At 68.2% G+C, this 23,760-nt stretch carries 21 protein-coding genes; 11 read left to right on the top strand and 10 right to left on the bottom strand.

Annotated elements, in window-relative coordinates:
- The first annotated feature begins 4 nt into the window (after positions 1–4).
- The 3 genes from D187_RS56960 (at position 5) to D187_RS07700 (ending at position 4,201) form a co-directional block, all read left to right on the top strand.
- Positions 5–1,402 carry a serine/threonine-protein kinase gene (locus tag D187_RS56960; RefSeq protein ID WP_002630449.1) on the top strand — a complete coding sequence of 466 codons (1,398 nt, stop codon included), beginning with the start codon at positions 5–7 and terminating at the stop codon, positions 1,400–1,402.
- A 73-nt stretch (positions 1,403–1,475) separates the two neighbouring features.
- Complete coding sequence (locus D187_RS57565; RefSeq protein WP_002630450.1) at positions 1,476–3,029, top strand: hypothetical protein; 1,554 nt, start codon at positions 1,476–1,478, stop codon at positions 3,027–3,029.
- 68 nt (positions 3,030–3,097) lie between these two features.
- Positions 3,098–4,201: a UvrB/UvrC motif-containing protein gene (locus D187_RS07700; RefSeq protein WP_020917855.1), complete on the top strand. Its 1,104-nt coding sequence runs from the start codon at positions 3,098–3,100 to the stop codon at positions 4,199–4,201.
- Here D187_RS07700 and D187_RS07695 read toward each other — a convergent pair whose 3' ends face one another.
- Positions 4,202–4,525, bottom strand: coding sequence for a hypothetical protein (locus D187_RS07695; protein WP_043428889.1), 324 nt, complete (start codon positions 4,523–4,525; stop codon positions 4,202–4,204). It lies immediately after the preceding gene.
- A 331-nt stretch (positions 4,526–4,856) separates the two neighbouring features.
- Entirely contained in the window at positions 4,857–5,909 is a 1,053-nt protein-coding gene (locus D187_RS07690) for a glycosyltransferase family 4 protein (RefSeq protein ID WP_002630453.1), read from the bottom strand.
- Between the two features lie 89 nt (positions 5,910–5,998).
- Between D187_RS07690 and D187_RS07685 the strand changes: the two genes are divergently transcribed.
- The 3 genes from D187_RS07685 to D187_RS49590 all read left to right on the top strand — a co-directional run bounded on the left by D187_RS07685 (position 5,999) and on the right by D187_RS49590 (position 10,738).
- Positions 5,999–7,108 carry a glycosyltransferase gene (locus tag D187_RS07685; RefSeq protein ID WP_002630454.1) on the top strand — a complete coding sequence of 370 codons (1,110 nt, stop codon included), beginning with the start codon at positions 5,999–6,001 and terminating at the stop codon, positions 7,106–7,108.
- A gap of 220 nt (positions 7,109–7,328) precedes the next feature.
- Positions 7,329–8,723 (top strand): undecaprenyl-phosphate glucose phosphotransferase, encoded by a 1,395-nt coding sequence (locus D187_RS07680; protein WP_002630455.1) that lies wholly within the window; start codon positions 7,329–7,331, stop codon positions 8,721–8,723.
- A gap of 101 nt (positions 8,724–8,824) precedes the next feature.
- On the top strand, positions 8,825–10,738 hold the full coding sequence (locus tag D187_RS49590) for a GspE/PulE/PilB domain-containing protein (protein ID WP_002630456.1): 1,914 nt from the start codon (positions 8,825–8,827) through the stop codon (positions 10,736–10,738).
- Positions 10,739–10,762: 24 nt separating this feature from the next.
- On the opposite strand, the gene D187_RS07665 is transcribed toward D187_RS49590, so the two are convergent.
- Positions 10,763–11,596, bottom strand: coding sequence for a hypothetical protein (locus D187_RS07665; protein WP_002630457.1), 834 nt, complete (start codon positions 11,594–11,596; stop codon positions 10,763–10,765).
- A gap of 188 nt (positions 11,597–11,784) precedes the next feature.
- Between D187_RS07665 and D187_RS07660 the strand changes: the two genes are divergently transcribed.
- From D187_RS07660 to D187_RS07650, 3 genes are all read left to right on the top strand, one after another.
- Entirely contained in the window at positions 11,785–12,804 is a 1,020-nt protein-coding gene (locus tag D187_RS07660) for a radical SAM protein (protein WP_002630458.1), read from the top strand.
- A gap of 84 nt (positions 12,805–12,888) precedes the next feature.
- On the top strand, positions 12,889–14,244 hold the full coding sequence (locus D187_RS07655; RefSeq protein WP_043428886.1) for an AHH domain-containing protein: 1,356 nt from the start codon (positions 12,889–12,891) through the stop codon (positions 14,242–14,244).
- A 156-nt stretch (positions 14,245–14,400) separates the two neighbouring features.
- Positions 14,401–14,829 (top strand): imm11 family protein, encoded by a 429-nt coding sequence (locus D187_RS07650; protein ID WP_245591642.1) that lies wholly within the window; start codon positions 14,401–14,403, stop codon positions 14,827–14,829.
- Between the two features lie 22 nt (positions 14,830–14,851).
- Here the strand turns inward: D187_RS07650 and D187_RS07645 are convergent, their stop codons facing one another.
- Positions 14,852–15,307, bottom strand: a complete 456-nt coding sequence (locus D187_RS07645; protein ID WP_002630461.1) for a response regulator — start codon at positions 15,305–15,307, stop codon at positions 14,852–14,854.
- 61 nt (positions 15,308–15,368) lie between these two features.
- Complete coding sequence (locus D187_RS07640; RefSeq protein ID WP_002630462.1) at positions 15,369–15,932, bottom strand: TetR/AcrR family transcriptional regulator; 564 nt, start codon at positions 15,930–15,932, stop codon at positions 15,369–15,371.
- Between the two features lie 122 nt (positions 15,933–16,054).
- Here D187_RS07640 and D187_RS07635 point away from each other — a divergent pair, with 122 nt between their 5' ends.
- Positions 16,055–16,876, top strand: a complete 822-nt coding sequence (locus D187_RS07635) for an SDR family oxidoreductase (protein WP_002630463.1) — start codon at positions 16,055–16,057, stop codon at positions 16,874–16,876.
- 98 nt (positions 16,877–16,974) lie between these two features.
- Here D187_RS07635 and D187_RS07630 read toward each other — a convergent pair whose 3' ends face one another.
- The 5 genes from D187_RS07630 to D187_RS07610 form a co-directional block, all read right to left on the bottom strand.
- A complete protein-coding gene (locus D187_RS07630; RefSeq protein WP_002630464.1) occupies positions 16,975–17,928 on the bottom strand; it encodes a hypothetical protein in 954 nt (317 codons plus the stop codon).
- Positions 17,929–17,972: 44 nt separating this feature from the next.
- A complete protein-coding gene (locus D187_RS07625; protein WP_002630465.1) occupies positions 17,973–19,406 on the bottom strand; it encodes a ferritin-like domain-containing protein in 1,434 nt (477 codons plus the stop codon).
- 9 nt (positions 19,407–19,415) lie between these two features.
- Positions 19,416–21,191, bottom strand: a complete 1,776-nt coding sequence (locus D187_RS07620) for an FAD-dependent oxidoreductase (RefSeq protein ID WP_020917852.1) — start codon at positions 21,189–21,191, stop codon at positions 19,416–19,418.
- Positions 21,188–21,703, bottom strand: coding sequence for a hypothetical protein (locus D187_RS07615; RefSeq protein WP_002630467.1), 516 nt, complete (start codon positions 21,701–21,703; stop codon positions 21,188–21,190). Before D187_RS07615 ends, D187_RS07620 begins: the two co-directional genes overlap by 4 nt.
- 100 nt (positions 21,704–21,803) lie before the next feature.
- A complete protein-coding gene (locus tag D187_RS07610; protein WP_306413564.1) occupies positions 21,804–22,781 on the bottom strand; it encodes an RCC1 domain-containing protein in 978 nt (325 codons plus the stop codon).
- Between the two features lie 457 nt (positions 22,782–23,238).
- Between D187_RS07610 and D187_RS07605 the strand changes: the two genes are divergently transcribed.
- The coding region (locus D187_RS07605) for an FHA domain-containing protein (protein ID WP_043428882.1) at positions 23,239–23,760 on the top strand (522 nt) is incomplete at its 3' end.

Genomic DNA, 23,760 nt, shown 5'->3' with positions numbered 1-23,760 from the left:
TTCCATGACCCAACCTGCTGCCAATGACGTGCGCGTGGGCTCGGTGCTGCGAGGCACGTATGAAATCACCTCGTTGCTCGGCAAGGGGGGCATGGGCGCCGTCTACCTCGCGCGCCATCGCCGGCTTCCCAGCAAGCAGATCGCCGTCAAGGTGCTGCGCGGCGGGGCGGACCTCTCCCCGGAGCAGTACGCGCGCTTCCGCCGGGAGGCGGAGATCGCCTCGCGGCTCGGCCATCCGAACATCGTCGAGGTGCTCGACTTCGACACCCTGGAGGACGGCACCCCCTTCCTGGTGATGGAGTACCTGCGCGGTGAGAGCCTCGAACAACGGCTGGCGCGCGGCCCCCTGGCGATCGAGGAGATGATGTCCCTCACGCGGCAGATCGGCTCGGGGCTCGTGGCGGCCCACCGCGCGGGGGTCGTGCACCGGGACCTCAAGCCCGCCAACGTGTGGCTCGTCCCCTTGGACCTGGGGGGCAGCGCGGGCACGCGGGTGAAGCTGCTCGATTTCGGCATCTCGAAGATGCTCGACTCCCAGACGATCCAGACGCGGGACTCGGTGCTGATGGGCACGCCCCAGTACATGGCGCCCGAGCAGGCCATGGGCAGGAACAGCACGGTGGACGCGCGCACGGATCTCTTCGCGCTCGGGTGCATCGTGTACGAGATGCTGTCGGGCCGATCTCCGTTCGAGGGAGAGGACAACGGCATCCACCAGGTGCTCCACCGCATCATCCACTCGCAACCCGAGCCCCTCCTGCGCCTGCGCCCCGGGCTGCCCGAGCACGTGCTCTCCGCGGTGGGGCGCGCCCTGGCGAAGAGCGCGCGGGACCGTCACGCGGATGTCGCGGCCTTCATCCATGAGCTGACGGGAAGGCCGCTCCTGTCCCTGTCCAGGACCGCGATGCCCAGGGTGTTCATGCCCTCCAACCCGAGAATGGCGGCGGTGACGGCGGCAACGGGCCGTTCCCGCGGGGACGGGGAGGGGGAGGAGCCCACGCTCGTGCCCGCGAGGACGGCGCTCTTCACGGCTCCCGTGCCACCCGAGAGTGCCTCCGAGCGTCCTGAAAATCCTCCCGGGGAAATCCGCCGGGCCCGACCGGTGCCGAGGTGGGCCGTGGGCGTGGGCTGGGCGGTCCTGGTGGTGGGTTTCTCGGCCGCCGCGTGGTTGATGCGGTCGCCGCCTCCCACCCCCGTGACGTCGCCCGTCGGCACCGCGCCCGCGTCCTCCGCGCACACGCCGCCGTCCGCCGTGCGCACTTACTCCGAGCACCTCGCGCTGTCCGCGCCGCCCCTTCCCTCCGAGGTGGCGACCGAGCCCACCCTGAGGCCTCCCGCCCCACCCGAGCGGCCCTCCGCGCCGGCTCCCGTGAGCAAGCCGCTCCCGGAGGCGCCGCGGTAACAATCCATCGATTTCCGAGCACCCGCGCCAGCCGGGACTCCTCCCCTGGCGCCTTACCCCACAGGAGACAGACGTGAGAGTCATCGTGGCGATGTTGGCCGTGGTCGCGGTATTGGAAGCAGGTTCTGCCCGGGCCGCCGCGCCCGTGGAGCCGGGCAAGGTGTTCGCCGGCCCGAACGGCGAGTTGGTGACGGCGATCCCGCTCTCGCCCGCGGACGACAAGAAGGCCATCGTCCTCGTGCAGGGCACCGACAGTGAGCTCGACGGCAAGGTGCTCCCCTACGACGTGGAGACGTCCGGCCAGGACGTGCGCTACGTCACCCAGTGGCATGGCCGCCGCTATGTCACCCTGTACCTGCTCGTCTCGGGCTCGCGGCGGAACTACTACGTGAACGTGCCGGGCCGGCGCGACGACACCGCGGTGACCTTCGATGACGCGCGCACCCGCGCGCTCAAGGGCGAGGACGTGTACGCGCTGCATCAGAAGCAGAAGTCGCAGGGGCTGCTCACCCGCCTGATGGCCTTCGATCGCAAGGGCGAGGAGGCGCAAGTCGAGCGCGAGCTCGCCAAGTCGGTGAAGAGCATGAACGAGGCGTGCGGCTCGCAGACGGTGGGGCTCGTGGAGTGGGCGAGCATCCCGGACGAGCTGATCAAGGAGTACAGCATCGCCTCCTACTGCGAGGCTCCGCTCGATTCGCTGCGCAAGCTGTGCGCGTCGGCCGAGGCGAAGAAGGTGGTGCAGATGCGAATCAAGGAGGCGAGCTGCCGCTTCGGGGACGCGCCGGCCGTGAAGGTGGAGTCGGGCCGGCTCACGTGGACGACGGCCAAGGACGCGTCCAACCAGGAGGAGTTCGCCACGAAGGCTTTCCTGGACACGCTCGAGTCCACCCAGGGCCAGGGCGAGAAGCTCGCCGCGAGGATGCAACTGGAGAAGACCCACGTGTGCGCGGATGGCAAGGGGCACTACGTGCTCGTGCGGCCCGGCGAGACGCACACCGTGCAACTGGCCTACGGAGACGGCCAGCGCTTCGTCGAGGTCGCCTCGCCGCCCTGGGTCCTCAACGGCCACTTCTTCCTGGAGCCGCGCTTCTACCACAAGACGATGAACCACTCGTTCCGGGGGCTCGACATGGGCCTGTACTCGGAGGTGGAGGTGGACGCGGAGAAGAAGACCTGCGCGGTGCGCTGTGGCGAGCGCACCATCCCGTTCACCTGGGTCGACGGGGAGCAGAAGGAGACGCTGGTGTCCAAGGCCACCTTCGAGCCCAACCCCCAGAAGTACGTGCCCTACGCGCTGCTGCGCGATCAGAAGGGGCGCTATTACCTGGTGGAGCGGGGCTTCAAGAAGGAGGAGGAGCGCAACTTCCGCGTCTCCATCGGGCCCAAGGGCAACCTCCAGGTGCAGAAGATGAAGGACGTGGTCTCCGACTCGAAGGGGGAGATCTTCTCGACGAAGCGGGGCGAGCTGCGGCTCGTCGTGGAGAAGGAGCAGCCCTCGCTGTGGATCGAGAACAAGAAGAAGACGGAGCTGCGCCCGGTGCCCGTCGAGGAGAACATGCCGCTCATCTACAACGAGCTCGGCGTGTACACGGGCGCCCGCCTGGGCACGCCGTGCGACGACCAGTGAGCCCAGGGCCCGTCCTCCCGCCTGCCGGAAGGCGCTGAGGGAGCACGTTATAGGTGCGCTCTTCGGTCATGAGCGCATCACGCGTCGAACAACTGCGCGCGGACGTTCGCGCGCGCGCGGAGAACCGTCCCGGGGTGTACCGCATGCGCGGGCCCTCGGGAGAGGTGCTCTACGTGGGCAAGTCCGTGCGCGTGCGCACGCGGCTGCTGTCCTACTTCCGCGCGCAGCGGGGCGACAAGGCGGCGGAGATCATCGGGTACGCGCACGGCGTGGAGTGGGAGTACACGCCGAGCGAGTTCGCCGCCCTGCTGCAGGAGTTCCGCCACATCAAGCGCTGGCGGCCGCCGTACAACGTGGAGCACAAGCGGGACAACTCGCTGTGCTTCATCAAGCTCACGCGCGAGCCGGTGCCCCGGCTGCTGGTGGCCAGCCACGTCATCCATGATGGGGCCGAGTACTTCGGGCCCATCCGCGGCCGGCACCGCGCCACCGAGGCGGTGCGCGCGGTGAGTGACTTGCTGGAGCTGCGCGACTGCGCGTCGGACACGCCCATGCGGCTGGCGGATCAATTCGAGCTGTTCCGCGTGCAGGAGGATCCACGCTGCATGCGGGGACAGACGGGCCGCTGCATCGCTCCGTGCGCGGGAGGCAGCACGCGCGCCGAGTACCAGGCGCGCAGCTCGCTCGCGCGCGACTTCCTGAATGGGTTGACGGACCAGCCGCTCGTCCTGCTGCGCGAGCGCATGACGCTGGCCTCCCGGCGCTTGCAGTTCGAGTACGCCGCCGAGCTGAGAGATCGCTCGGAGTCACTGGAGGGCGTGCGGGACGAGCTGCTGCGGGTGGGCCAGTTCGTGGAGCGGCTGTCCTTCGTCTACACGGTACCCGGGGAGGCGGGAGAGGACCGCGTCTATGTCATCCGCCGGGGTAGCGTGCGCGCGGAGTTCGCGGTGCCCGGCTCGCCCGAGGCGCAGCGCGTGCTGGAGCAGCAGGTGCGTGAGCTCTTCGAGAGGCCGGAGCCCCGGATGATCGGCCTGCGCGCCCACGAGGCCCAGGAGGTGCTGCTCGTGGCGAAGTGGTTCCGCCTCCACCCCGAGGAGATGGAGCGCACGGTGCCCGTCACGTTGAACGTGCTCGTGGATGCGCCGGGCGAGGAGTCGGGGAGGGCGGGTTGATCAATCGGTGGGAAGGAGGGAACTCAATGACACGCCATCGGACATCAATCCCGCCACGCCGAGTCTTTCGTAGAGCTGCTCGTAGCGGCTGTCCTGCCGAGCCATGCCAGCGTCGGTCCGCGCGCCCTTCTCATCCAGGAGCCTGAACCACTCCCTCTCGCCGCCGCAGAACTTTTCCGCGTCATCCGAGCCGCAGCCGTAGCTGAGCAGAATGTAGTTCGCGCCGTTGTCCGACCGGAGGCAGGCCCAGGAGAGGATCACCGCGTCCAACCCGGAACGTCCGGCGGCGACGCGTCTGGTCTGGCGGCCCTCGCTGGCGAGCACCTTCGCTCCGCGAGCGCCAGCGACCTTGATCCTGAGCTTCTGGTCGAGCCAGACCAGGGGGAGTTCGGGGGAGACGAGCCAGCGGGTCTCCGCGATGAGTGTCGAACTCCCTCGTCTGTCTGGTGTTCAGCGAACCGGATCAACCGCAGGAAGGCTTTGACGTTCGCGCTATCCGCCGTGCAATCCGCCATGTCCAACGCCCCCTTCGTGGATGGAGGCGTGGACGTTACCCCCGACGTCTGGGCGGAACAGGCGTGCTCCGGTGAGAGGGGCTCGAGTGTTCGATTCGTGACGACCCCCTGGCGCCAGGGTCCTCGCTCTCCCGCCGCGTCTAACGGGCCTCGAGCACCCGGCGGTAGGTGGCCAGCGTCCTCCGGGCGCAGTCCTCCCAGGTGAAGCGCGCGGCGCGCTCGCGACCCTTCGCCGCGAGGTCCCGGCGCAGCGACTCGTCGCGCGCGAGCTTCATCGCCGTCTCCTTCCAGGCCCGGGCGTCGTCGGGCGGCAGCAGCAGTGCCGCCTCGCCCACCACCTCCGGCAGGGACGTGGCACGCGCGGCCACCACCGGAGTGCCACACGCCATGGCCTCCAGCGCGGGCAGGCCAAAGCCCTCGTAGCGCGAGGGCAAGAGCAGCGCCGTCGCCGCACCGTAGAGGCGCGGCATGTCGTCCTCGGGCAGCTCGGACAGTTCAATGGTGGAGTCGGGAAAGCCCAACTCCCACGCCGCGCGCTTGCCGGCCAGCAGCACGAGTGGCTCGGGCAGGGATTCGGCCAGCTCGGCCAGCATCCCCAGGTTCTTGAAGGGCTTGGTGTTGCCCACCGCGAGCAGGAAGCGGGGCGGCAGGCCCCGGCGCTCGCGGAAGTCCTTCAGCTCCGAGGCCGTCTGCGGCTGATAGCGCGCGTCCACCCCGTTGGGGATGACCTGGAGGCGGTAGGGCGACAGGTTCAGCTCCCGCGCGAGCTCCTCCCGGGAGAACTCGGACACGGTGATGAGCGCCCGGGCCGTCTTCGCCCGAGGGCCCACGACGAGCTGGTAGTAGAGGCGGCGGCCCGGGCCGTACTCCTCGGAGAGCACCAGGTGGTTGGCGTCGTGGAGCGTGGCCACGAGGCGTCCCGGCCACAGCGCGGGCAGAGAGAAGGAGGTGGCGTGGAACAGGTCCGGGTTGAGCCGCGCCAGCCACGCGCCGAGCACGGGCTGCTCGAGCGGCGAGAGGAACGGGGCCGGGCAGCGGTGCAGGGGGATGCGCGGGGTGAGGGTGCCCAGGCCCGCGGGGAGCCCCTCGGGTCCGGTGAGGGCGCTGAAGCGCAAGTCCGGCGCGAGTACGGGCAGTCGGCACGCCAGCTCCAGCGCGTAACGCGCGATGCCGTGCAGCCGGCCACGAACCATGCGCAAGTCAAGGAGGACGCTCGCCACGAGCGCTGGCACTACCACACCCGGGGGACGCAGCGGGGACTCGCGTGCTACAAGGCCGCCCCGTGAAGGTCGCCCTCGTCCATGACTGGCTCGTCACCCAGCGAGGCGGCGAGCACGTGCTCGAGGCACTGTGCGAGCTGTTCCCGCGGGCCGACATCCATACCCTCGTCCATCGCCCCGGCGCCGTGCACCCGCGCATCGAGGCCCATCCCATCCACACGTCGGTGCTCCAGCGGGTGCCCCGCATCCACAAGCTCTACCGGCACTTCCTGCCGGTGCTCCCCCAGGTCATCGAGTCCATGCGCCTGACGGACTACGAGCTGGTCATCTCCTCCAGCCACTGCGTGGCCAAGGGCATCCGCAAGCCACCCGGGGCGAAGCACCTGTCCTACGTGCACGCGCCCATGCGCTACATGTGGGACTTGTTCGATGACTACTTCGGTCCGGGCCGGGCGTCCGCGCCAGTGCGCGTGGCGGCGCACGCGGTGCGGCCGTGGCTGCAGAAGTGGGATCGCGAGAGCACCGCCGGGGTGGATCGGCTGCTCGTCAACAGCCAGCACATCGCCGGCAAGGTGCGGCGCTTCTGGGGCCGCGAGGCCACGGTGGTGTATCCGCCCGTCGCCCTGGAGCGCTTCTGTCAGCACCCGCTCACGGGGCTCGGCCAGGGGGGCTACTACCTGTGGCTGGGTGCCTTCGCTCCCTACAAGCGGCTGGACATCGCCCTGGAGGCCTTCCGTCACCTGGACGCGCCCCTGTGGGTGGTGGGCACGGGCCAGGAGGCGGCGCGGCACACCTCGGGGCCGCCGCCCGCCAACATCCGTTTTCTCGGCTCGGTGGCGGACGAGGCGCTGCCCGGGCTGTACCGCGACGCGCGCGCGCTCGTCTTCACCGCCGAGGAGGACTTCGGCATCGTCCCGCTGGAGGCCCAGGCGTGTGGCCGTCCCGTCATCGCCTACGGGCGGGGTGGGGCGCTGGAGACGGTCAACCCCCGCACGGGCCTCTTCTTCGACGCGCAGACCCCCGAGGCGCTCGCGGACGCCGTGCGCCGCTTCGAGGCCTGGGAGCCGGGCTTCCAGCCCTCGGACGCTCGCTCGCAGGCCGAGCGCTTCAGCCGGGCCGCCTTCCAGCGCGCGGTGATGGCCGAGGTGGACGCGCTCCTGTCGAAGGCGTGACGCCCCCTGACAAGGCTGTCAGAGGGGGCTCGCTTCTTCGAGACGGGGCACACGGTCCGGGAACCGGGTGGGGCGGGTGCAGGGGGGGCAACCCCTTGGATTCCGGGCGCTTTCCATGCTACGAGCGCACCGGCTGTGAGGGTGTCCGGTAGCGGACGAGCCGTGGGTGTGGGGCGCGAGGATTGCAGCTCGCGCACGGGTCCGAGAGAAGGAGCTTCACGTGTTCAGCCGGTTCCAGCGCTTCTACACGTCCATCAAGGTGGCCGCGGATGTGGTGATGCTCACGGGGGCGTTCTCGCTCGCGTACGCCACGCGCTTCGAGGGGCCCATTCCGGTGCTGTACGGACTGCCGGCCTGGGAGGAGACGCTGCTGTCGTTGGCGACGGTGCTGCTGGTCTTCCCCTTCACCTACCAGCAGGCGCGGCTGTACGTGACGAACCGGGCGCGCACGCACATCGGCGAGGTGTTCGAGGTCTTCAAGGCCACCGTCATGGCCACGCTCATCGTGGTGGCGCTGACGTACTTCACGCGCGAGCGCTACTCGCGTCTCATGTTGGCGTTCTTCGCGGGCTACGCGTTCGTGGGGGTGTCGGCGGTGCGCTTGGCGCTGCGCGCGGTGCTCAACGAGGTGCGCCGGCGCGGCTACAACCTCAAGTCCGTGCTCGTCATCGGCACGGGGGAGCTGGGCCAGCGCGTCATCGACACGGTGGAGGGCCACAAGGAGCTGGGCTTCCGGGTGACGGGGGTGCTCTCGCTGGGCGACGAGCGCCCGGGTGGGCGGGTGCGGGACATCCCCGTGGTGGGCCACGTGAAGGACGTGGACGCGGTGCTGGACGCGCATCCGGTGGATCAGGTCGTCATCGCGGTGCCGCTCGAGCAGCAGGCCGCCGTCAAGCCGCTCATGGAGCAGCTCGCGCTGCGCACGGTGGACGTGAAGGTGGTGCCGGACCTCTACCAGTACGTCACCCTGTACGGCGGCCTGGAGGAGTTTGGCGGTCTGCCCATCATCAGCCTCCAGGGCGATCCGATGACGGGCTGGAACATGGTGGCCAAGCGCGTCTTCGACGTCCTCTTCGCGCTGGTGGCGCTCGTGCTGAGCGCGCCGGTGATGTTGCTGGTGGCCATCGCCGTGAAGCTCACCAGCCGGGGACCGCTGCTCTACGCCCAGGAGCGCATGGGCATGGATGGGCGCACGTTCCACATCCTCAAGTTCCGCACCATGCGCACGGACGCCGAGGTGTCCGGCGCCCTCATGGCGAGCAAGGACGACCCGCGGCGCACGCCTATCGGCACGTTCCTGCGCAAGTACTCGCTCGACGAGCTGCCCCAGTTCTTCAACGTGCTCACCGGCGACATGAGCCTCGTCGGTCCCCGCCCCGAGCGGCCCGTCTTCATCGAGGAGTTCAAGCGGCAGATTCCCCGCTACCACCTGCGCCACAAGGTGAAGGCGGGCATCACCGGCTGGGCACAGATCAACGGCCTGCGCGGACAGACCTCCATCCAGAAGCGGATCGAGTACGACCTGTACTACATCGAGAACTGGTCCCTGCTGATGGACCTGAAGATCCTGGTGCGCACCGCCCTGGGGGGCTTCCTGTCCAAAAATGCCTATTAGCGTGGGCTGCCAGACATCCGTGAGATGATGTGAGTTGTGCTTGACTTCTCCGGATGTCGCGGACGGCCGGTGTAAAGGTTTGTCCCTACCATCCGGGCTGTATGGTTGATCCGCTCGGAGCGCATCTGGTCCGCAAGGGACTCCTCACCCAGGCGCAACTGGACGAGGCCCTGAAGTCTCAACTCATCTACGGGGGCAGCCTGGGCACCAACCTGGTCGAGCTGGGCATGCTCGAGTTGGCCACGCTCGGGCAGGCCCTGTCCGACACCTACCATTTCCCCCTGGTGACGGAGGCGGAACTGGCGGCGGTGACGTCCCAGACGGTGGCCCTGCTGCGGCCCGAGCTCGCGCGCCACCACCTGGCGTTCCCCCTGGTGGTGGAAGGCCGCCGGCTGCGTGTGGCCATGGCGGAGCCCCAGGATCCCCGGCACGTGGACGCGCTCGCGTTCGCCACGGGCATGCGCATCGTGCCGTCCATCCTGCCGGAGCCGCGCCTGCTGCAGGTGTTGGAGCGGCACTACGGCATTGTCCGGCCCGCGCGTCCCATCCGTCCGGGACAGCTCCGGACCAGGGCGGGGCAGGGGGCGGCTCCCGAGCCACAAGCCAGGCCTCCCGTGGTCTTCTTGTCCCTTCCGACTTCCGGCCCGAGCACCACTCCGGTGCCCCTCTCCGCGCCCACGCCCTCGCCAGGGGCATCCCCACTCCCCGGGCCCTCGAGGGCCCCCGCGACCGCCTCCGGTTCCGCGGGCCCTGTTCCCGTCGCTCTGCTTCATCCGCCGGGATTGACGCAGCGAAGCCCCGCGGGGGCGGGTGCTCCGAGGCTTCACGTAGTGCCTCCGGCCACGGGCGCCGCATCGGCTCCGAGCCAGATGCTTGCTCCACCTGTCGACCCGCCCCGTGCGTCTCCCCCATTCCAGGCGGCCGCGGTGGGGGCCCCCGCCGCGGCCGCCCCACCCGTTGCGGTGAGGGCCTCCGGGGCGGCGGTGCTCCTGGCCCCGGCCCCTTGCCCGTCCCCTCCTCGGGCCGCGCCCACCCCACCACCGGCTCCGCGCGCCGTGTGGACCGGGCCGTTGACGGAGCCGGCTCCGGAGCCGCTCGCGGCCATTCGCCCGCGCACGGCGGAGCTGTTTCCCGAGGTCTCGGCGCCTCTTCCGTCCGTCTCGGAGCAGGAGCAGGTGGGGCCCTCCTCTCACGAGGCGTGCGCTTCCGAGCAGGACGTGAGGCCCGTGTCACTGCCGCTGGTGGAGCTTTCGGCGGAAGAGGTCCTCGAGGCGTCGAGCGTGGCGGAGTGGAGGTGCCACGCGATGGAGTTGCCCCAGGGCCCCGTTGGTGCATGGGAGATGGCCTCGGACATCGACTACATCGAGTCGGATTCGGGCTCCGCGTCCTGGGCCCAGCGGGGCCTCGAGGTGGACTTCAGCTCGCTGGCGGCCAACGACGCGGAGGGAGTGCCACTCGCCCGCGTCCATGAGTTCCTCCCGCGCTGGGAAGCCCGGCTGGGGCGGGATGAGGGCAACACGGGCACCCAGGGGCCGTCTCGGGTGCGGCTCTCGGAGGCCATGGAGGCGCTGCGGCGGGCGACGACCCGAGGCCAGTTGGGCCAGGCGCTGTTGTCCTATTCCCATGGGCGCTTCCCTCGGAGCTTCCTGTTGGGAGAGACCTTCGGCGCCATCCGGGTGGGGCTCGCGTGCGGAACGGGGAGCGACAAGCCCGAGGTGGCGGCCTTGAAGGTGGACCTGTCGACGCCCTCGCTGCTCGCCCGGGCGGCCGCGGACGGAGGACCCGTCGTCTCCAGCGCGCCGGAGAGCCGGACGGACGAGGCGCTCTTCACCGCGCTGGGCGGAGCGTCCTCGCACCTGGTGGCGGCGCCCATCCGGTTGCGCCAGCGCGCGGTGGGCTTCGTCGTCATCGACGGAGGGCCCTCGTCCATTGGCGCCGAGGAGCTCGATGAGCTGGAGCGGCTGCTCGCGGCGGCGTCCGAGGCCTATGGCCGGCTGCACGAGACCTCCTTCTGAGGAAGGGCTTGGGGCCGGGTGGCTTCAGGGCCTCGGGCCCATCGGGTGGTGGAGCTGCTTGCCGGGGAACGAGCGGATCCTCGGCTCGGGGGACATCTCCATCACCATGACGTCGATGGGTCCTCCACACGTGGGGGGACCGGGCAGGAATCGCTCCATCTGGATCTGCACCTGCGCCAGGAAGACGGCCAGATCGATGGCGTCTTGAATGGGCATGGCCCAGAAGTTGATCTTGTTGATGGGGCTGTCGGGGGAGAACCTCGAGAACGCCTCCTCCACCCCGGGCCGTGACGCCGAGAGCGTGTCCCGCAGGGACATGCGCAGCCGGGTGTCGAAGCCATACAGCAGGCTGAGGGTTTGTTGCGTGGAACCCTCGAGGAAGACGCCCGGACCTGTCAGGAAGAGTTCCTGGATGACGGGGTCTCCCTTGGAGAAGTCCAGGTGCCAGAGGCGGGGGGCGAGTCCCTGGGCGGGCGGGGCGGCCAACAGCACGAGGGGGCCCGGCCATCTGGTCTTCTCGAGGCCCAACCCTCCCCAGACCGACTCGCGCCGCGCCTGGAGGGTGGAGGCCAGGTCCAGGATCTTCGCGTCCTGGATGAGGGGGGATGCATCCAGGCCGAGCTCCATCCTCGAGAAGACGGACATGGCATCCACGGGCCCGAAGTTGACCGTGCCCACGAACAGGGCCATCGCGGTCTGGGTGCGGTCATGCACGATCTTGAAGGCGTTGTCGTAGGACTGGTGCTGGAAGACGGGCTTGCCCTCGCCATCCACCCCCGAGGGGGCCGCGGTGGTGACCTTGCTGTCCGAGGCGAAGACCACCGCGGTTCCGGTGCGGATGGCGACTGCGATGGTCATGGGGTTGTCTTTCCCTGAGGGGGCGCGTGCCCGCCCGAGTATGCGTCTCCAGCTCCCTCTACCGCGAGGCGCCGCCGCTCGCCCTGGGCAAGCCCGATTGGATCCTCTTTTTTGTTCATATTGGAATTTGACAGCATTGCTGTATCCTCGTGCCCGACCATTCCGTGTCCATGCGGTGGAGAGTGTTCGTGCGGGTCGAAAGCATCATCTGGGACATGACCTATGCGTGTCCCTTGCGTTGTCACCATTGCTACTCCGAGTCCGGACGGCGGCCGGCGGTCTCGCGGCGCGAGGACGTGTTGCGGATCGCGGAGGAGATCGCCCGGGTGAAGCCGCGGGGCGTGGCGCTGAGCGGAGGCGAGCCCCTGCTCGCGCCTGGGTGGGAGGAGGCGGTCCAGCGTCTGCGCGAGGCGGGGCTGCCGGTGGGCCTGTACACCAGCGGGTGGATCATGGACGAGGCCCTCGCGCGGCGGCTGGCGGACACCTTCGCGCGCGTGTGCGTGAGCGTGGACGGTGGCCGGGCGCGCACCCACGACATGATTCGAGGCCGCGTGGGCTCCTTCGAGCGGGCCATGGCGGCGCTGGAGCTGCTCGCGCGCGAGCGGCGGGAGCGCGTGGCGCGCGGGGAGCCCTGCTATGCGCTGGGCGTCGAGATGACGGTCATGCGCAGCAACCTGGCGGAGACGGAGCTGCTGGTGCGGGAGCTGTCCGGACGCTTCCCCGGCCTGGGAGCGATCCAGCTCGGGATGGTGGTTCCCAGCGGGCTGGCGGCCGAGGAGGACTTCGAGGAGCGCGAGTTGCTCACCAACGAGGAGGGGCAGGCGTTGCTGGCCGACGAGGCGCGGCTGGCGACCCTGGCGTCCCATGGCGTGCGGGTGGGGGTGAGCGACGTGCGGTCGTTCTACGTGCAGGGAGAGCCCGGGGCGCCCCGGCTGCTCTTCGCGCACCTCGAGCCGGATGGGCGGCTCCGGGCCTTCGAGACGTGCGAGGCCAAGGTGGGCAGCGTGCTCGAGGAGCCGTTCGAGGTGTTGTGGGAGCGGGCGCTCGCGTGGCGGGGCGAGCCCTTCGTGGTGGAGCAGTACGCCTCCATCCGCACCATGCGGGACTGGGCCCGGGCGGCCAGGGCCCTGGATCAGCGCTATGGCTCCGCGGAGGACGTGGCGCGTATTGCCCGGCGCACGTGGAGGCCGAAGGCCTCGGGGATGTGAGCGGGAGAGCCAAACGGCTCAGGCTCATCGTCTTGGGGGGACGCTGCCCGTAGACTCGAACCCTCCTTCTCTGGAGGGCGTCTCGTGGCTCCTCGGCGTCTGCTCGTTGCGGTCTTGTTCTTGGCCCTGTCCACCACGTGCGGCCCCTCGCGCGTGGTACGCCTCGACACGGTGCAGGGTCAGCCCCTCATCCATGTCTCCAGCACGGACGATGTCAAGCCGGTGGCGTTGGAGGAGGAGGAGTTCACGCGGGCCATCGCGAAGGAACTCCGCCAGAAGAGGCCCTCACTCAACCCCGAGGAAGCCGCACGGGAGCTGTTCGAAGTTCCCCCTCGCAGTGGCTGGTATCGCTACACCCAGCGCGAAGGTGTCGTTCCTCTGAACGGGCAGCTCCCAGCTTCTCCGTGGGCCGAGGTGAATGCGCGAGTGACCCAGGAGTACCTGCGGTTCTGCAAGGCCCTCGGGAAGCCTGGGGATTGCCGGAACGTGTTGATGAGCAATCCCCTGCTCACCGGGGATGGCCGCTACGCCCTGGGCATGTCCTTTGCCATCGAAGAGATCGTTCCTGAGATGATGCAGTCCTTCAAGGACATGGCCGACCCGGAAGCGCTCAAGGCATCGCTCTACTGGACGATGACGATCTACGCCGCGATGTGGCTGGCGCCCGAGCCGGTGTTTTCCAAGGGGCTGGCGACGGCCGTCACAGCCACCTTCGTCTGCTACATCGGAGTGGACACGTTCTGGACGCTCATCCAGGGCTGGAGGCGGCTGGTGGATGTGCTGGAACACGCCACCTCGTTCGCCGCGATCCGCGAGGCCGGGAAGAAGTATGGCAAGGTGATGGGGAAGAATTCGGCACGGGCGTTCGCCCTGCTGCTCACGGCCTCCATCGGTCAGACGGCCGCCGGTTTCTCGGCCAAGGTGCCCACCCTGCCTGGCTCGGCTCAGGCTTCAGTGTCGGGTGCGGCGCAGGCGGGAATCCGGCTGACCGAGGTGGCTCAGGTGGAAGCCGTGGCCGTGACCGCCGATGCGGTCACCATCGCCCTGGCTCCCAACGCGGTTGCCACGACGGCCCAGAGCGTGAGCGGAGCGGTGTCCAGGCCGGTGGATGCGGAAGGTCCCGAGCACCACATCGCCTCTGACAAATTCAGCACGTCCACCAACAACGGGGGGCCATGGACGCCCAGGTATCAGGAACTCTTCGACAAGGCGGGCATGACACTGGACGATGCGGCCAACAAGGTTCGTGTTCCGCACCACAAGGGACCTCACCCTCAGGCGTACCACGAAGAGGTCTTCCGTCGTCTGAGGGATGCGACGCTGGAGTGCCGTAGCATCCAGGAGTGCCGGGCGGCACTGACGAGTGAACTCCAACGACTTGGACGACAGATCTCCACCCCGGGTACACGGCTCAACAAGCTGGTGACCCGGCGGCCATGAATCGAGGAACTGACGATGGCGAAGCGGTACTTCGACCTGTCCGATGACGTTCACGTTGCTGGCCGATGGCATCTGGGCACGCCCATGGATGCAGCGGGACAGGCTCATGGGTCTTGGCTGTTCATGCGGGGGGAACCTGCTCAGCTCATGGGAGGGTTGCGAGTCCCGCTTTATCGCCCTGGCGAGCCGCTCGACTTTTCGCTCGCGGATGCCGGGGCCATTCCTGTCGTTCACGTCAAGGTCGCTTCGCTCTTGAAGGAACTGGCCCCTGGGGATGTCCAACTCCTCCCTGTCGAGATCGACGGACAGCCGGACCCCTTCTGCCTCGTGAACGTCACCCGTGTCGTGAGGTGCATCGACGATGCATCGTCCGAGGAGGTGGAATACTGGATGCCAGAGGATGGGCGTCCGGAGAAGACCGGCAAGTACCGAGCCGTAGCCGGTATGCGCATTGATCCCTCGAAGGTGGGGGATGCCAAGGTCTTCCGCCCTTGGGGGTGGAACATCGCCCTCATCGTCTCCGAGGAGATCAAGGAGGCCCTGGAGCGCATCAGGGCCACGGGGACGAAGTTCAAGGAGGTGTAGTTCGTCCCGGTGTGCTTGAAGATCAAGCGTCCAGCGACTGAAGCAGCAGGGAGAGCTGGTCCCTGCTCGCTCCCTTGGGCAGGTAGTAGTGGGGCCCGGAGCGCAAGGCCCCGCCCACGTCCTGCACCGCCGCGGCCGTCAGCAGCACCACCCGGGGCGGCTCCCCATTCCGGGGCATCCGCTCCAACACCTCGAGCCCATTCATCCCGGGCATGTTCAGGTCCAGGAGCATCACCCGGTAGCGTTGCCGCGCCAGGGAGTCGAGGGCCTCCTGGCCGTTGGCGGCCTCGATGGCCTCGTAGCCGAGATCCTCCAGACACAAACGGAGGAATTCCCGCCAGTCCGCGTCGTCATCGACGACCAGCACCTTGCGTGTGACATCCTGGGCAGCCGTTGGATCCAATCGTCCTCCCGCGAGTCCTCCCGTGGCGGAGGAACAACTCCTCCGGGTGAGCAGAACATTCTCCCGGGCCGACATGCTGGCAAGGAGGGCAGGGGAGCAGGCTTGCCCCTGGCTCGGGTTCTCCCCCAGGGTCTGGTCAGCGGCTCCTCGCTGACGGCACGAAGAGCGCGGCGCCGAGCAGCACCTTGGCGCGGGCCACCATGCGCGAGCGGTCCTGGGGAGGAATGGCCAGCATGCCCCCTTCGATCATCGCCCAACTGCACACGAAATCGTCGAGCGTCACTTCCGGTCGTAGCAGTCCCCGTGCTCGTGCCGCCTCCACCGGCCCGGAGAGGAGGTCGCGCAACTGCTGGTTCAGTCGCTCCAGGGCGGTCCTGCCTGCTTCCGTGGAGGCCAGGTACGGGTGCAATCCCGGGATGGCGCTCAGGGTGTCGGCGATCCAGAAGAAGATCTCCTCGACGGAGCGGGCGGGGTCGGGGGCCGCGGCGAGGCGTTGTTCGATGAGGTCCACCCGGCGCTCGATCATCGCGAGGGCCAGGTGGTCCCGGTCCGGGAAGTGGCGGTAGAGCGTGCCTCGCCCGACGCCGGCGCGCTCGGCGATGAGTTGGAGCGGCACGTGGAGGCCGTGCTCGCGGAAGACCTGTTCGCCCGCCGCGAGGAGCAGTTCGCGGTTGCGTTGAGCGTCCTGTCGTTGCGTCACGCCCAGGAGTGTACCGCACGAAACGGACACCCATGTCCGCTTCGTGGTAGGTTCCCCCGCGAAACGGACACCCATGTCCGTTTCTTCGGGGAAGCCACCCCACGACACGGGAGACCCACACCATGACCTCACCCCACCAGGACGTCATCGTCATCACCGGCCTCGGAGGCATGGGCCTCGCCATCGCCCGCCGCCTCGGCTCCGGCCGCCAGCTCGTCCTCGCCGACTACGCCCAGGAGCTCCTCGACCGCGTCGCCGACACCCTCCGCGGCGAAGGCCACACCGTCGACACCCTCCGCGTCGACGTCTCCGACCCGGGGTCCGTCGAGCGGCTCGCCCAGCACGCAGGTGCCCTCGGCTCGCTCCGCGCCGTCGTGCACACCGCCGGCGTCTCCCCCGTGCAGGCCAGCCCCGAGCGGATCATCCAGGTGGACGTCCTCGGCACCGCCCACGTCCTCGACGCCTTCCTCCCGTTCGTGACGCACGGCAGTGTCGCGGTGTGCATCGCCTCGATGGCCGGCACGATGGTCGCTCTCCCCCCGGAGGCCGAACGTGCCCTCGCCACCACCCCCACGAGCCAACTCGCGGGGCTGCCCATGCTCGACTCCAAGAACCTCGATTCCGGCGCCGCCTACAGCGTGGCGAAGCGCGCGAACCAGCTGCGCGTCCAGGCGGCGTCGATTCCGTGGGGGCGGCGGGGCGGCCGGGTGGTCAGCGTCAGCCCGGGCATCATCTCCACCCCCATGGGGCAGGCGGAGTTGCAGGGCCCCCATGGCGAGGCCATGCGCGGCATGATTCAAGCATCCGGCACGGGGCGCACCGGCACCCCGGACGACATCGCCAGCGCCGTCGAGTTCCTGCTCAGCCCCCAGGCGTCGTTCATCACCGGCACCGACCTCCTCGTCGACGGCGGCGCCATCGCCGCGGCGCGCTATGCGCGGTAAGGCATCGCGGGCAGTTGCTGGGAGGATGGGGTGCACCCAGGAGCGGGAGGCTCGCTCCCTCGCCTCGGTGCATCGGGTGCTACCGCCGGCCGAAGAGCCTACTGGGGATCAATGTAGAACGGCCTCGGCTCTATCTCGACGGGCGGCGACGCGAACAGCATGAAGGCCGCGACGGGTGCGTCGGTGAGCAGTTGCTGCATTCGATCTCGCATCTGCTTCGGCCACTCCTCCGCGCCAGGAATGCTCTTGCCGTTGTAGTGGAGGGGCGCGGCATTGTGACACGGGCCGTACTGAAGAGAGGGCACCTGGGCTGGGTGGACTTCCGTCGGCGTATACAGGCTGAACGTGCCGAAGTGATTGCGGCGTGAGCCGATGGCCCGCTGCCTCGTTCCGTCCTGAGGCTCGGGTGGAAGCGCGCCATAGACGACCACCTCCGAGGCATCCACCGAGACGGGCTGGAGCGCGCCCACCCCCGAGCGCAGGGAGAACACGAGCTCCTCGTGCAGCATCCGCTCGGTGGTGTAGGCGGAGAACTCCACGTGGAAGGGGACAGGCGTTCTCGCGTTGTCGTTGGGCAGGGGGAAGCAATAGCGGATGAACCCACGGAACTTGTGTTCACCGTACTTCTCTCGGCCACCGATGACGGCTCCCACGTTGTCCGTGATGACGTCGAGCCGGAGCTGCCCGATGAGCTTGTGCTGCTCCCATCCGAGCAGGAACTCCTGGAACGTGAGGTCCGGGAGTCTGGCTGCCTGGGATTTGGGATGGACGAGCACGTTGAACTCCGCCTCGCTGACTCCCTGCATCGTGGTGGAGGTGACCCCACCCGACGAGAGGTTGAGTGCGCAGGTGTAGAAGCTGGGCACCAGCGCGAGGTAGACACCGTCTGGATCATCCTTGAACCTTGGCAGGGCCAGGCCGAGTGAATCGAGCTGAGCGCCGAGAGCCCTCTCCACCAGCGCGCGAGCCTGGCGGAAGAAAATCCAGAATGTGGTTTGCGATGCGTAATAGAACGTTTCTTGACCCGCGGGGACGGGGGGCAGTGAACTCATCTCAATCTCCTGTGTGGGCTGGCGGTGGTGGTGGTGCGGTGGGCTCATCCCGGAGGGGCGAAGGCGGCGCGGATGGCGTCGAGCTGGGCGGCAACGGCGGAGAGCGCGCGCGGTGCGCTCGGGGCGAGGCTGAGCTTGCGAGCGGCATTCGCTTCGGCCTGGAGTCGCTCGGTGATGTAGCGCGTGCTGGCCGCGGCTTGCGGCAGCAGTTCGCTGGAGGGGCTGATCTCGAAGCTCGGCCCGGCGTAGAGAGGACGCGGCCCCGCCGTGCGCGACGCCTCGCTCGGGGGATCCTCGCCGATGGGCAGCTGGGTGAGCATGTTGCCCAGGGGTTCGATCACCGTCGTCATCATGGGCAGGAACGCCCTGCTGAAGTGCCGCCGCGACTCGGGCCCGCCCGGTGTGGCGAAGAACCGGTAGAGCATCAGCAACATCGTTTTGTACACGGCGCTGTTGAGCTCATTGACCGCGCTGGTGAAGGGATCCTGGATGAGCCGCCAGCCCGGATAGGAATTGTCATCGTGAAGCCGTGACAGCGGGTTGGGACAGACGTCTCGCACCGGGTCGAATTCCGGACGCCGTGCCTTGAGTGTCTGGTACTCGCGCAACATGCGCAGGAAGATTCCGTAATGGCTGTCTGTCGTGGCCACCACGCGCTCCGCGAACAGCTCGTCGCCTTCGCCCTGCTGGACGATGAGCTGGATCGCGCTCAGTGCATCGTCGACGGTCTCCACCCGAATCACCTGCGGCATGTCCACCTCTCGGCCTTCCACCTGGAAGGCGGGGTCGCCGATGATGAGGGGACCTCGGGAAGGATCGTCCTCCCAGGTGGCGAAGGCGTTGGCCACCGCGCCGTAGAGCTCACCAATGGTCTCATGCCGGGTGGCGCGCTGCTTCTGCAGCAGCAGCTCGTACAGCGGGGGGTTCGTCCGCCGCAGTTGCTCGAGGTGGGCCGCGTGGACATCCTGCTCTTCTATCTCCTTCTTCATGTCCCGGTGCTTGGTGGAGAAGAGTTCCTGCTCGTACTCACCCTCCTCCAGCTCGCGTGGCTGTGGGACGGAGGCGGGACGCTCCCACTCCGTGTACAGCTTGAGGGTCGCGGCGGAGAACGGCCACAACCCCCAGCGGTGCTTCATTGGAAAGTAGCCCTTGCGCTGAGGGAAGTTGGGCCGGCGCAGATGCGCGCTGCCTCCCACCGCGGCCAGGAGATTGGAGGCCTGGGTCAAATGCTGCATTTCCTGGGCCGCGACGGCGAACAGCAGACCCCGCCAGCGAAGCACCACCTGCAGCTCGGCGGCGGTGAGCCCTCCTTCGGCAGTGCTCGTCTTGAGCGAGAAGGCCGTGAACAGGTATTGCAGTGACAGGCCGTGCTCCAGCTCCGAGGCGATCGACAGCTGGGAGATCAGGTCGGCACGGTCCCGGATGTGGCCGTGCTCGCACGGGAAGTTCACGGCGTCGGCTTTGAGATGTTCGTTCATCGGGAGAGTTCAGGCGGGGAGGCCGTGCCGCAGGCGGCGTTCAATCTCGTGGGCGGTACGCAGCGCCAGGGCGGCCAGCGTCAATGTCGGGTTGGCCGTGCCCACCGTCGGAAACAGGCTCGAGCCGGCGAGGTAGAGGTTGGGATGGTCATGGGTGAGCCCGAAGCTGTCGCAGACCGAGGTCTTTGGATCCTGGCCCATGCGCGTGGTGCCCATGACATGGCCAGAACCGAACCAGCCCGGAACCTCGAAGATGTCCTGCTCCCGGGCCCCCAGCCGGCCGTAGATGGCCTTGACCAGCTTGATGAACGCCTCACGGCCTCTCTGGGAGTATTCCCCGACGCGGTACTGGATCTCCGGGCGTGGCAGGCCCCAGTGGTCCGTGAGCCGTGAGGGGAAGACACGACTCTCGAAGTGGGGCTCCGGCTCGATCATCGCGTCGATGTGGATCACCGCGGTGGAGTCCCAGGCCACCTGCTCGCGCAGCGCCTTGCCCGTCAGCCCCTGCGCCACCCTCGCGATGACGTTGGAGAACGGCGCATTCGTCTCCCATGCGGTGCCCACATTCGCCAGCTCCGGACGGAACGCCGAATGCCGACGGCGGAAGGGACCGTCGCAGAAGCCCTCGATGCTGCTGGTGATGCGCGGGCCGCGAAAGGGATAGAGCGGCTGGGAGAGCCGCGCGTGGGTGATGGCGATGTCATGATCCATCAGGTAGCGCCCGACCCGTCCGCTGCTGTTGGCCACGCCGTGCGCGCGCTGGCCGCGCGAGGCAAGCAGCACCTTTGGTATCTCCATGGCATGGATGGCCAGCACGTAGAGGCGGGCCTGGACACGCAGGTTGTCGTCCTCCGAGGCGGAGCGCTTGAAGACGAGCTCGGAGACCTTGGGATGGAGCGCCTCCGGATCGTCGAGCACGATCTCCTTGAGGACCGCCTTGGGGATGTACGTGACCCGCTCCCTCGCGAGGGACGGCTCCTCGAGGTTTCGGGGATCCACCCCGAGGGCTCGTTTGAGGTGCACGCTGGCGTCGTACTTGGCCCCGGTGGGACAGATGGGAATGCAACTGCCACTTCCCTGACAGGGGGGACGACCGTCGTAGGGGATGGAGTTGCGCGCCGCCGGTGTGGAGGAGACCTGGACGGGGACGGGAGGAGACGCCTCGTCGGACTGGAAGGTCAGGCCCTCCACGGCCTGGGCCACGACCCGGTCGCTATAGGTCTGAGGGATGGGAGGCAACGGGTACTTGTGACCCGGCTTGCGCGGTGGGACCCCGGCGAGCCCCTGGTTCTCGTCGTCACCCGCGACGCCGAGTTCCTTCTCGGCCGCGTAGTACCAGTCCTCGAGGTCATTGTAGGTGATGGGCCAGTCGACGGCCCGCCCGTAGAGCGTGCGCTCCTGGAAGGTCCCCGGATCGAGCCGAGGGCACAGACCCAGCCAGTGGCGGGTGGAGCCTCCGGCGATGCGGATGTAATCGCTTCCAAACGCCAGCGGCCCCTGCTGGACGTAGTACTTGTTCAGCGTGGTCAGCGTTGGACTCGGGGCGTGCCCGAGGTTGGGGTAGGGGGAGTTCGGAACCTTGTAGATGGAACCGTAGTAGCGCTCGAGGAGGGGCTGGATGTTGCTGACGCCTGTCGTGGTGTCGAAGAAGAGGTCATCACCGGCCTCCAAGAGGACGACGCGCAGGCCGCGGGATACCAGTTGGGCCGCCATCAGGCTGCCCGCGATACCTGCTCCCACGATGGCGACATCATACCCGGGCGTGCCAGCGGAAGCGGGTTTCATGTGTCCTCGGAAGCGCTTCCCGGGGGACGAATGAGCTCGGGTGGTGGGTAGCTCCAGCTTCCGAAGTACGGGCCCGGCATCCCCACGGCGCGCGCCGAGAGGGCCTCCCAGACGAGCGCGAAGGGATAGGCACTCGCGGGCGCTATCTTGTCATGGAGCCACCCGTTGTACCAGACGATGAGGAGGTTCTGGATGACCGCGCTCATGACGATGTCTGAGTAGAAGACCTTCGCCAGGAATTGATCGGGCGCATCCGTGGGAAGGTGGGGCTTGAGCCGCTCGAAGGTATCCAGGGTCGCTCCGATGGCGAGCGTGCCCGTCTTGATTTCCTCGGACGGCTCCTCGTACCAGAGCGGCGGCACTTCCAGCAGGAGCTTGAAGTAGGCCCGAGCGGCTTCTTCCGGCAGGTTGCCACGGGCGAGCATGACCTCGGAGAGTTCCATGAACCGTCTCAGGTTCTGCTCGATATAGCTGTGAAGCAACTCCTCGGAGAGCGCCGCGTTCCGTGACATGTGGGTGAAGTCCTCGCGGGCACTGCTTCTACCCTATACTGCCAGTGGCATCAATGGCCACATATTGCCACCGGCGTATAGATGACCAGCTTGGCTGAACTCAATACAGCGAAGAGGGAAGGGCGGTGGTGGAGTACGAGGTGGCTCCTCCAACCCCCAGTTGGCCGTAGGAGTTGTCGCCCCAGGCCCACGCGGTGCCATCCGAACTCACCGCCAGCGAATGGTTGAAGCCCGCGCCCACGGCCACCACCCCGCTCAACCCCTGCACCCGTCCCGGCACCGAGCGGCTGCTCGTGGTCCCATCCCCCAGTTGGCCTCGATAATTGGCGCCCCAGGCCCACGCGGAGCCGTCCGAGCGCACCGCCAGCGAATGCGAGACGCCCGCGGCCACGGCCACCACCCCGCCGTTCAACCACGGCACTGGCACCGGCACCGAGCGGCTGCTCGTGGTGCCATCCCCCAGCTGCCCTCGAGAGTTGTCGCCCCAGGCCCACACGGAGCCGTCCGAGCGCAACGCCAGCGAATGGCTGTAGTTCGCGGCCACGGCCACCACCCCGTCCAACCCCTGCACCCGCACCGGCACGAAGCGCTCGTTCGTCGTGCCATCTCCCAGCTGACCGTAGGCGTTGTAGCCCCAGGCCCACACGGTGCCATCATAACGCACCGCCAGCGAATAGAAGGAGCCCGCGGCCACGGCCACCACCCCGTCCAACCCCTGTGCCCGCACCGGCACCGCGCTGTCGATCAGCGTGCCATCCCCCAGCGCGCCGTAGCCGTTGCTGCCCCAGGACCACACGGTGCCATCATAACGCAACGCCAGCGAATGCGCTTCGCCGTCGGCCACGGCGACCGCTCCGATCAGCTCCGGCACCGGCGTCGAGTTCGAGTTGAAGTCCGTGCCCCAGACGATGCCATTGGGGCGCAATGCCAGAGAACGGGTTTCGCTCCCCGCGAGACGGGCTGACTGCGCGGCTCGCAGCGGAGCGCCAAGCCGCGCTTGATCCCCCGACTCGACCGGGGGCTGACCGCAGCCCGCGCCCATCACCGCGCCAAGCCAGACTCCCAGCAGTCTGGTCATCCATCTTCTTGTATTGATTTGCATTGCATGACTCCCGGTCAAAGGGGCTGTGGCCGTTCACCTTCGCGATGGAGGGACGGCCCTCCATCTGGTAGCCCAATCCTTCGCCAAAATAAAGAGAGGAAATCAAAAGACTCGACGTTGGAGAGATGTCGCGGTTTCTAGATATTTCATTCAAAAGCCAAACGTCGAGCCTCCTCCAGTCTATATGTCTATTTCCATGAGCACATGTGCCGGAAGTCACGGTTCCAAGGCGGAAAAGGTGTGCCCGGACCCATCATACCGCCGATGTCGAGGAACTCACGGAGACGCGGGATTTGGAAGCGGCGGGAGTCGAATCCGCCGCCTGGCACTGCCGGGGCGAGCCTGACGGAGTCGATTGTGAAAATCGCCGGGAACCCGCCTCGCTCCGCGTTGTCCAAGGGATCGCCGCAGCCAGCCTACCCGAGGAATCGCAATGCCCGTGCCTTTGACACTCCGGGTCTTCAAGGGTGACACCCTGGTCACCTCGAAAGACTTCGAGCGCGACATCATCAAGATTGGCCGTCTCGCCTCGGCGCATCTGTGCCTGGACGACGAGAAGGTCAGCCGTATCCACGCCGTCATCGAGGTCGCCTCCGATGGCGGCCTGTCCATCATCGACATGGGCAGCGTCGAGGGCACCTACGTCAACGGCAAGCGGGGGAACAAGGTGCCGCTGTCCTTCGGCGATGAGATCAAGGTCGGTGGCACCACCCTCCGCCTGGAGGACACCACGGCCATCGCCGCGGCTCGCGCCGCCACGCCGGCCCCCGTCGTGGCCGCCGCTCCGGTGGCCGCTCCCATCGCGGAGCCGAAGGCCGCGCACGAGGCCGCCGCGGTGGAGGCTCCGGCCGAGCAGATCGCGCCCCGCGTGCGCCGGGTGCCCTCGCGGTCCAAGGGGCCGCTCGGCCTGGGCCTGCACTTCATGTGGGGCGACCAGCGCGTGGGCGACTTCTTC

The organism is Cystobacter fuscus DSM 2262 (assembly GCF_000335475.2).
In the GTDB taxonomy this organism is placed as follows: Bacteria; Myxococcota; Myxococcia; order Myxococcales; family Myxococcaceae; genus Cystobacter; species Cystobacter fuscus.
This window is presented reverse-complemented; position numbering and strand designations above follow the sequence as displayed.